The organism is Frigidibacter sp. RF13, assembly GCF_026626305.1.
GTDB lineage: Bacteria > Pseudomonadota > Alphaproteobacteria > Rhodobacterales > Rhodobacteraceae > TMP-24.
On the sequence record NZ_JAPNUE010000020.1, the window covers coordinates 1 to 9,734 of the forward strand.

The window sequence follows — 9,734 nt, forward strand, 5'->3', positions numbered from 1 at the left end:
AAGACCTTCCTGTCCGCTGTCGCCCTCGCCGCTACCGTCATGTTCTGGCTTTGACGGTCAATGAGTCTGGACCCTAGGAAATGCGCGAAGAACTGGATGATCGCCTTCGACACCTCTGACAGGCGGTAGACCAGGTCCTTCAGGATCTGCTTAATCAGGTTGCTGAAGGCCATGTCGTCGGTGGCATGATCTGCCAAGGCGGGCTTTGACCCTTCGACGATGCCGATGATGTCATAGGCAATCGCGTGGAACGTTCGCGCGACGATCGGCACGCCGGATCGGGCCTCGACCCGTTCCGACATTTCCTCCGCCGCATTCTTCGCGAAGGCCAGAAGCAGGATTTCCTCTGGCTGTCGGATGCCCGCCTTGACCAGATAGGCCGCCTTGGCGGTTATGACGCTGGTCTTTCCGGATCCCGCCCCGGCGAGGACCAGCGTCGCATCCTCGTCGACAACGACAGACAGGCGCTGTTCCGGCGTCAGCGGCTTGCTCTCGATGGTGTCGAAGAAATCCTTCCAGCGGTCCAGTTCGGCCGACACGAAGGCTCCGATGGCATTCGCCCGCGCCGCTCGCGGGTCGGTCGCAAACTTGCGGACGGGTGCGATACGCGCGACGACCTCGGCACCGATGGCCTCGGCATTCAGCTTCGACAGAAGCGATGCATCCAGAGCCCTCGCGTCATCCAGCAGCGGCGCGATCAGGCATGCCGAGGGATATCGGGACGGCGCTGCCAGCGCCAGCACCCCGGCAAGGACCCTGTCCAGTCGCACCGCCTCCTTATCAAGGGCTGCGAGATTGAGTCGCGTCCAGGCTTCCTTGACCTCTTCCGCGAACTTCGTGGCTGCGACGTTCCCCGCCCCCTTCAGCGTGACATCGTCATGCTCCTGAGAGTTTATGGTCAGCGCAGTTCCGAGCATCCCCTTCCGGAGAGCTGGTGCTTGGGTCAGCGCCTGCAGTGACACGGTCGTAATCTGACCGCGTCGCGTGATCCTGATGTGATCCTCGTCTAGCGCCATGGCACGAGCAGACAGCCCAAAGGGGTCAACTAGGAAACCAAGCAAAGGGCGTTGTTGCAGTCGAATCAATGAACTGGGCCTCGTCGTCGTGCCCTGTCAGCTTGTGCTGCGACCGGCTTGAACTGCAACTGGCGAGTGCACAGGCCGTGATTCGGAGTTCTACAGCTTCATTGGCCGACAAGCGACGAAACCACGCGTTCGTGTCGTGCGTGCTTTGGTTTCAGCCCGCTAGCAGCAACAACCGTTGATGACAGTTTGAACCTGTATTCTGACATCAAGGCAATTTGAGATGCGCAGCGTGGCGTCAAATCCGAGACCTGTCGATGTTGTGCGGAGAATAGGCATATCATTCTCCGCATATCTTGCGGTGTTTTTCCTTGCGCTTGCGGAGAATGCGGCCCACAATCACCGCACGTAGCGCGGAGAATGTTGTGTACATCTGGGAACAACCAGACTGGCCCAGGCTGACCTGGCAGGACGGCAGCATTGCTGCGCCCCTGGCTGCAGTGCGTCACGACCAAGGGCGACTGATAGGCCGGATGGAGGCGCTGGGCTTCAAGCTGCGTGAAGAGGCGGTCCTGCAGACCCTGACGCAGGACGTAGTCAAGACAAGCGAGATCGAGGGCGAACAGCTGGACGCCACACAGGTGCGGTCATCGCTCGCCCGGCGGCTCGGCATCGACATCGGCGCCCTGCCCCCGACCGATCGCAATGTGGAAGGCATCGTCGAGGTGATGCTGAACGCAACGCGGAACTTTCAGGCCCCACTCACCGCCGAGCGCCTTTTCGGCTGGCATGCAGCTTTGTTCCCCACGGGGCGCAGCGGCATGACGAAGATCATCGTCGCCAATTGGCGTGATGACAGCACCGGCCCGATGCAGGTGGTGTCCGGGCCCTATGGCCGGGAGAAGGTTCACTACTCGGCCCCACCCGCACCGCGGATCCCGGCGGAGATGGAAGCCTTCCTCACATGGTTCAACGCGCCCCTGACCACCGACCCGGTGATCAAGGCGGCGCTGGCGCATCTTTGGTTCGTGACGATCCACCCGTTCGAGGACGGCAACGGTCGTATCGCCCGCGCCATCGCCGACCTGGCACTTGCCCGGTCGGAGGGAAGCTCGCAGCGGTTCTACAGCATGTCCGCGCAGATCAGGACCGAGCGGAACGTCTACTACGACCAGCTTGAGCGCACCCAGAAGGGTGGAACGGACGTCACGGCTTGGATCCTGTGGTTCCTCGACTGCCTCGGCCGTGCCATCCACGGCGCAGATGGCGTCCTGGCGGCGGTCATCGCCAAGGGTCAGTTCTGGGAACGCGCGGCAGCACTGGCGCTGAACGAACGCCAGATCAAGGTACTGAACCGCCTGCTTGATGGGTTCGAGGGCAAGATGACATCATCCAAGTGGGCCATCATCGCCAAGTGCTCACAGGACACCGCGAACCGCGACATCGCGGCGCTACTTGATCTCGGGCTGCTGCGGAAGGGCGAAGGCGGCGGCCGCAGCACGCACTATGAATTGGTGCTGTGACGGCACTGGCGACGATTATCCGCACCCTCGAAGGGGGCCTCGTGTAACGTTGAGTTGTTGTTGAGGTGTTTGCGTTTGCTTATACACAAGCGAAACGCTCAACATTTAACTCTTTGGTTTTGTTGGGGAATTTGGTTGCGGGGGCAGGATTTGAACCTGCGGCCTTCAGGTTATGAGGCGGACCAAAAGGAGAACATATGGCCCATAGATTTCAACCACTTGCGCGACAACTCATTGATCTCGCTTGATTACCTAGCCGCTCCCGACCGCAACCAGCGGAAGCGGATGTAGCCCAAACCGTGAACGATGTAGATCGGCAGGTTGACCTATTGTTGACCCGCAATCCTCGCCGTGCCCCCTTGTTCACTATTTCTCCCTCCGCTTCAGGCTTCCGACGATAGTGCGTATCTCGTCCTCAAGGTGCTGGCCACGATAGACGAATGACGTCTCGTGCCGGGCATACTGGCCCTGCCGATCGGCGCTTAGCCAGTTGTATGACCCGATACACAGAACGTCGCTGTCGATCGCCACTATCTTGCTGTGCAACTTCGGCAGCTTGTGGAGACGGACCCCGATCTTGGCAAAGAGCTTCTCGACCGCTTCCATCTGGGTCAGGCCACCGGCGGCCGGTCCCTCGTTGAGCAAGGGGTCGGCAAAGACATCGATCTCGGCACCTCGGCGGATAGCCCCTTCGAAGGCGGCGATCAGCCCGACGCGTTCCATCGTGCCCGCGATCACCCAAGGGCTGACGATCGTATAGCGCCGCCCGCCCGCCGAAAGCGCGTCCAGCAAGAAGGCATCGTGCCCGGCCGCATCCCGCAGCATCTGGATCTGGCCGCTTCCCTGCTTCAGGTCCGTCCGGGGCTCGGCCGCAAACTCGAGCGCATTGGTCTCTGAGGCAAACAAGAACTCTGACAGGATTGAACGGGGCGATTCGGTCTGGGCCGCGGCCATGACATCCATGTCGCCGAAGACAAGGCAGCTATCCTTGGCCCGAGAGACGGTGACATTCAGCATGCTGGGCGATGCATCGATAAATCCGCCGTCGGCGTGCTTCGAATAGACCGGGGAAAAGATCACGACCGGCCGTTCGGCGCCTTGAAGGGCGTGGACTGTGCCAATGGTCATGCCTTCGCGCCCATCAACCGAAATCCTCCGGCTGGCACAGGCATCGCGGATTTCGCGCACCTGACGGCCAAAGGGCGTGACGATCCCGACAATCTGCTCAAGGGGCCGACGATAGCGCGCCTCAAGCCAAGCGCGGTTTTCATCAAGCCAGGCGGCGATCGTCTGCGCCTCAATCAGGTTGGCCCGACTGCTGCCCGAGGTTACCGCCCGACCATCGATATGGAGATACCCAAGCGCCGGAAGTCCTGCATCCGAAGGCGCCTTTCCCCTGAGCGGCCGGAGCTTTCCCTTGTAGCACAAGGCGTTGCTGAAGCTGATGATCTCGTCGTAGCACCGCCGATGTTCGAAGAGGTAGAGCCCCTTCTCAAGATCAGGATAGGGCGACACACCGCAGGCCTCTTGCGCGAGGCGCATGGCACTGCCGCTGGTGCTGCAAATGCCGCGAGCAGCAAGCGTATCGACGTCGGCCTCGCCACCCAGTAGCCCGCAGTTCCGCAGGTTTCCGACGTCAACCGGTCGCGGCACCGACGAGATTGGTTCGATCTGCTGCGTATCGCCAATGACAAGGGCACGTTTCGCGAGAGCAAATGATGCTCCGGCGACTTCCGGCAGAACCTGACCAGCTTCGTCGACGATCAAAAGGTCGATGAAGTCGAAAAGGTACTCGGTCGCCCATTTCCCGCCGTCGCGCCGCGTATAGGTCATCTTGCCGGGCAGGCTGGCGAAGGTGGCCACAGCGCAAGGCGTCAACATCATCCGGCGATGCCACCTCGGAATGACCGTCGCCTTGCCGTTCTTCCCCTTGGCCGCAACGATAGCGGCGAGGTCGGCCTCCATCGCCAGCAGCCAGCGTCCTTCCCAATAGTGCGTCGCCAACAGGAACAACGGGAAGCGGGTTTCAAGGTCTGCACGGCGTTCCAGTTCCGCGATGTCGTCACCGCCGCCGAAGGCTGACACCGAGCCCTCCCAGCCTCTTTCCGCCTCAAGGAACTCGCGGCGCAGGGCCCTCGCCCTCACGAGTGCCTGTTCAGCCGCCTTTAGCGCTGCCTCTGCTGACCCTAGTTCTGTCCTAACTCGATCCTCGATCTCGCTGACACGCTTTGCGTTCTCCAAGCCTGGGAGCAGATCGCCAATCGCCAGCCGGGCCCGCAAGGCGCGCTTTTCCTTGACCGACGAAAGGAAACCAACGACCGCGGTAAGCGAGGATTCCGAAGCCAGGTGCCGATCAAGCGCCGCCTTGGCCCCCCGCAGCCTTTCGAGCTCGGCGGTGCGCTGGGCGAAATCTTCCGCCCGTTTAGCCTCCGTTGCTTCCGGGTTGGGGCCAAGTTGCGCGTTAAGGGCTTCCGTCGCAGCGTTGCGGCTGGTCGCCGCCCGATCAATCCGCGCAAGCTTCTCGACCTCTGATGCCATCCGCTTTTGGATAGCCGACACTACCGACGCCAGATCAGGGTTCGGCAACTCCGGAAAGGCTTCATTGGCGGCCAGCAAGTACGCGTCCTTTGCGCGCTGGACATAGGCAACCGTTTCTCGCTCGGTCTGGAACTCTTCGGTCTGGTAGCGACGCGCCGCTTCCAGTCGCCGCGAATGCGACGCGAGGAACATCCCAAAGCTCTCGACCTCGGGCAGCCACCGTCCGGCGAAAGGCCCCTCCCCTTTGCCGAAATCCTTCCCGAAGGCGTCGATGATGTTCGTCACGGCCTGGTTGTTCGAGGATGCGGCCACAATCACCGGCGGATCGTCGCCGCGCAATGCGGCACGCACCCAGAGCCCGGCAACCGCCGACAGCAGCATGGTCGTCTTGCCCGTACCCGGAGGGCCGTTCACGGCAATGACCTCGCCCGGCGAGGACGCGTCCAGCCAAGCCAGGACCTGCCTCTGATGTTCGGCAAGTGGGAAGCTCGCGTTCGAATGACCAAGACGCCGCGCGAACTCCCTCTCGATCCGATGATCAAGGCCACCTGTTCCTTTGCGGGGCTGTGCGATCTGCGCAAGCAACGGGGCAGCGGGCTTCTCGGCGAGGAGCTTATCGTAAAGATCAAGGATGCCGCGCACCGTGGCGTTGGCATCTTCGGCGAGTTCTAGGAACCCCAAACCGACCGGCTGGTAGTCCGCATCACCACGCGGCCAGCCCTGCGAAACCGCATCGACCATCTTGCGGCAATGACCAAGGTATTCCTGCCAGGCGCCTTCACCCGGCATGTCCGGCAGGGGACTTTCCGTCAGAAACGAGTCCAACGCATCAACCGATCCGATGGCAAACTCGCCGGAAGGCAAAGGCGTCAGGAGATCGCGCGCTAGGGCATTTCGAGTGGGGGTGATCCGCCCAGCCCGATCAACCGTCGCCTCGGTCACGACGGGCGCGACGATTTCCGGGAGGGCTCCTGCGCGTGCAGCCCCATGCGAGGACCTCCGCGCCATCACCAGCGGCCAGAACCGAACGCCCATCGCCTTCGCCGATGCCTGGCCACGGAACACACGCTCCACAACTTCGCCCGGCAGAACGCCAGTCTTCAGGGCCTCGCCCGGGACGTCGACAAACCGCTTCCGGTCGGCCTGCGTGAACTTCCCTTCGCCCAGCGCTCCGTCTGCCAGCGATGTGCGCCAGTAGCGGAGCACATTTTCCAAACTAACTGCCATCAGACGCGGATCGCTTTCTTGCTCGGCTTGCCCACTTTCTTCCTGTCCCTATTGGGCGTAATCGGTTGCCACTGAACTTGCGTAGAGACCTTCCGCGCTCGACGCAGCCAATATCTCCGCGCGTACCGACGCCTTGGTAAGATCAAGCATTCGAAAGGCGCCGGTCTTTGTTTTGGAGACCGCCTCGATCCGCCGGAAATGTGCCTGATGTTCTTCAGCGTATTTCGCCAACCCTTTGAGCTTTGGCATCGCATCCGCCAGATAGTCACCATGCGGGTCGACTAGATCAGCAACGATCGCACCATCGGCGAGCCGAACAAAGAACACAAAATCTGGCCGAAGAATTCTGTTCTCGCCAGCTTCCTCGTAGATCACTCCGAGGGAATCTTGGCTTCCACGGTCTGGGTTGCGATACCACCCGATACAATCTTCGCGCTTGAGCTCCGCCTTCAGCACGGCCGTTTCCCATGATGAATTGAAGTTGATCGGGAAGAGCCCCTCTTGATCGCAGAGAAGATGCCGATCGAACCGCTCAAGTTCGAAGACCTTTCCGGTGGGCTCTTTTGCTGTTGTAGGCTGCAACCACATATAGGGCCGAGCAATCTCCGCGGGCAGAGGATCGGCGCTCATCTCCCTGATTTGCCGGTAGGCTTCCTGCCGCTCGTCCGAGAGCCCCCTGACAGCATCGTTGTGCTGGCTAAGCCAGTCCGTGGCCAGTTGCTCGGCGGCAGCTTCGAGGTCAATCTTTATCCCCGGAACCAGTCCGATGGCGGCAATCGTTGTATGCGCATCGATCAGCGCCTCTTCGTCATCTTCCGCATCGGTTGCTCGTCCAGCCAAATGCTCTGCATAGGTCGTAGCAATGTCCGGGCTGATAGCGCGCCCTGCGCGCTTGTAGGCGTCCTCGATCACCGCGTAATCGGCAGCCTCTACGAAATCATCGAAGGTCATCGCCTGCGTTTCGACGGAAGCTGTGACGGTCTTTCCTTCAACCGTAAGAACAGACTGCCGGGCGGTCTTGATCGCTTCAGAGTGCTTGGCCAAAGCCGCATCGAGAACCGCGTGCATAGCCGCGTGGGCCTTCTTGCCAGCATCTGGAAGCAAAGCATCCATCGCGAGCTCATGCGCCAGCGCAGTCAGGCGCTTTACCGGACGGGCTTGCTTCTTCGGCAACGTCTGCGATGGGAGGGATACAAGTTTCTGCCAAACCTCCTCGGGAATCGCCGGATTGGGCTTCATCTCCTTCGGATTAATCAGAACACGGCGGCCGGGAAGCGGTTCGCCGCCATCGCCACCGGCCATCAATTCGTTTACGACGGCCGTCACGGTGTCTTTGTTAAAGCGCGGAAGCAGGCAGTCGACCGCGTTCAAGCGATCATTGCCCGAAATGCGCCGCGCCAACGGTGTCCGCACCATTCGCCCGAGAAGCTGCGTGATGTGCGTCTTATCCGATGCGGCCCGCAGCGACACCATGACCTCGGCCCTGGGGCAATCCCAGCCCGTACTGATCGCATTCTTCGCGACTAGAATGCGAACCCATGTGTCCTGCTGCACCCGCTGCGGCTCGATGTAAGGCGCGGTTCGGCTACCGAAGGTTTCTGTCTTGTGCTCCCCAAAGACGTTCGCCACGCAGTCGGCCGGAAGGTCCGGAAAGCGTTCGAAGATGATGTCCAACCACTTGCCGATATCCTTGTGGTCCGGCGCGTCGGGCACCTGCAGAACCATCAACGGCACAACCTTGCTTGCATCCCCCTGCTCCGCCGCATAGGCGGCCCAGGCGGCCGAGATTTCCCTCAGCTTGTCGCCGCCCCTGCGCAGGAGAACCGTCTCGAAATCACCAGGCTCGTCCGGCACATCAAGCGAGATGGTGTCTTTCAACAGGCCAGACGCCTGCACCAGCGTGGAATCGACCACGACATGTGGCATGGTGGTCCGGCCTTGCATGCCAGCCATCGCCTCGTTGAACCGCTGGACCGTAGCCGAGATCCCCCAGACGATCGGAATGCCAGGCGTGCTCCCAGAACCATTTATCAGCTGCTTCACGATAGTCGGTCTGCCGGTGGCGGTCGTAATCCCGCCGTCCTTCATGCCCCGATGGGCTTCATCCAGCACCAGATAGAGCGTCAGATCAGGGTCCTCGATCGTGTTTCGGATCGTGTCCCAGATCGTGAAGGCCCGCATATCCGGCATGATCTTCTGACCGTCTGCCGCTTCCAAGTCGGGATCATCAGGATCATGGCCGCGGGTCAAAAGGCTCGTCTTCGAAAGTTTCTGGGTGTTCAGGAAGTAAATCTTCCCAGCCTCCAACTTCTCCCGATTGAAGCTGCTTTCGACCGTGATGAGGTCGGACACTGTCAGCTTGTCCGACGCCTCCTGCAGGCGCCACTTCGACTGTTCGTTCAGCGACGGATCGTCACTGAACCAGATCACGACAGCGCCGGGATCGGGCTCGAACTCGTGTTCGTCATTGCCGAACATCAGCGCCTCGAACACCGCCGCCGCCATGACGGTTTTGCCCGAACCAGTTGTCGCCGCGAGTGAGAAAGCCGCTTTGCGGTTACGCTGGTGCCAGAAGAACTTGGCGTCCTTCATGTTCTGCAAAACTTCACGGACAGCGGCGTCTTGGTAATCCTTAAGCGTGAATTTCATGGATCAACGCCCCATCGAAAAGCGGAAATTGGTCAGGTAGGATTCATAAAGGCGTACGGCATCGACGCCTTTGGGCAGCTGTTTTGCAACCGCCTGAAACCTGCGCTCATCGTCGGTCACGATGAATGCAACACGAATACCGCCTTGAGCCGCGACGGCCGCGCAGAACGGCCCGGCCATGTCCAGATCGGTCAGCAGGCCATAGGTGCCGGCAACGGCCCAGCCGTTGGCAGGGAGTTCGTTGATACGCTTTCCCTCGCTGCCCGCACGCATCCAGAGCAGGGGGGCGATGCGTTCAAATGCACGGTTATGGCTGACTGCGACCGGGGTCTCATAGGTCAGCGTAAAGAACTCGGCATTTTCCTCGAACCCCTCGGCCATCGGGAACTGGTCGCCGAACTTGTAAACTCCTTCGATACGTTTGCCTTCCGGCGTTACTCCACTGATTGCAGCAGCGATGCGCGGCTTTGTAAAGTAATCGCAGATCCCGTTCTTTTCCCAATCAGCATCGCCAGGGCGCAGGCCAGACTTCCTCAGCCTTACTTGCTCTTCTGCGTTGACTTCATTATTCGTAACTGAGATGCATTGACGCCTCATTCCATCTTCGCGATTGAGCCTCATCACAGCATGGCAAGTCGTTCCAGAGCCAGCAAAGAAGTCGCACACGACTGCGGTAGGCTTTTCAGAGACGAAGAGCTTTAGGGTCCAGACTCATTGACCGTCAAAGCCAGAACATGACGGTAGCGGCGAGGGCGACAGCGGACAGGAAGGTCTT

Annotated in this window: 4 protein-coding genes and 1 pseudogene; 1 reads left to right on the forward strand and 4 read right to left on the reverse strand. The window is 60.6% G+C overall.

Features of this window, described 5'->3' with window-relative positions:
• Positions 1-917 (reverse strand): UvrD-helicase domain-containing protein (locus tag OU426_RS18030; protein WP_267635565.1); only part of this gene is annotated, 917 nt, incomplete at its 3' end.
• Between the two features lie 530 nt (positions 918-1,447).
• On the opposite strand from OU426_RS18030, the gene OU426_RS18035 reads away from it, so the two are divergent.
• Complete coding sequence (locus tag OU426_RS18035; protein ID WP_267635566.1) at positions 1,448-2,545, forward strand: Fic family protein; 1,098 nt, start codon at positions 1,448-1,450, stop codon at positions 2,543-2,545.
• Positions 2,546-2,911: 366 nt separating this feature from the next.
• Here the strand turns inward: OU426_RS18035 and OU426_RS18040 are convergent, their stop codons facing one another.
• From OU426_RS18040 to OU426_RS18050, 3 genes and pseudogenes are all read right to left on the reverse strand, one after another.
• Complete coding sequence (locus tag OU426_RS18040; protein WP_267635567.1) at positions 2,912-6,310, reverse strand: AAA domain-containing protein; 3,399 nt, start codon at positions 6,308-6,310, stop codon at positions 2,912-2,914.
• A gap of 48 nt (positions 6,311-6,358) precedes the next feature.
• A complete protein-coding gene (locus OU426_RS18045; RefSeq protein WP_267635568.1) occupies positions 6,359-8,959 on the reverse strand; it encodes a DEAD/DEAH box helicase family protein in 2,601 nt (866 codons plus the stop codon).
• A gap of 3 nt (positions 8,960-8,962) precedes the next feature.
• A pseudogene (locus OU426_RS18050) lies at positions 8,963-9,634 on the reverse strand (hypothetical protein); the annotation flags it as partial.
• Positions 9,635-9,734: the final 100 nt, after the last annotated feature.